Source organism: Bacillus sp. 2B09, assembly GCF_003946835.1.
In the GTDB taxonomy this organism is placed as follows: Bacteria; Bacillota; Bacilli; order Bacillales; family Bacillaceae; genus Bacillus; species Bacillus altitudinis.
The window spans coordinates 1-386 of sequence record NZ_RPSG01000025.1; the positions used below are offsets into that span (position 1 = coordinate 1).

Below are 386 nucleotides of genomic sequence, written 5' to 3' on the forward strand. Positions count from 1 at the left end.
AGGTTACCCACGTGTTACTCACCCGTCCGCCGCTAACATCTGGGAGCAAGCTCCCTTCTGTCCGCTCGACTTGCATGTATTAGGCACGCCGCCAGCGTTCGTCCTGAGCCAGGATCAAACTCTCCGAAAAAGTACAAAACCGAAGTTTTGTTTTTCGTCAGCGTTTGACTGACTACCTATGAAGTATCATAGGATTTTTTTATAAAAACTCGAATTAACAGGTACGTTTTGTCTTGTTTAGTTTTCAAAGATCATATTGGTGGAGCCTAGCGGGATCGAACCGCTGACCTCCTGCGTGCAAGGCAGGCGCTCTCCCAGCTGAGCTAAGGCCCCATAAAAGATGGTCGGGAAGACAGGATTCGAACCTGCGACCCCTTGGTCCCAAA

General features: G+C 49.5%; 1 tRNA gene and 1 rRNA gene. Both read right to left on the reverse strand.

From position 1 onward, the window contains the following. Positions 1 to 130 (reverse strand): 16S ribosomal RNA (locus EBQ12_RS19255); the annotation flags it as partial. 127 nt (positions 131 to 257) lie between these two features. Then, a tRNA-Ala gene (locus tag EBQ12_RS19260) sits at positions 258 to 333 on the reverse strand. Between the last annotated feature and the right edge of the window lie 53 nt (positions 334 to 386).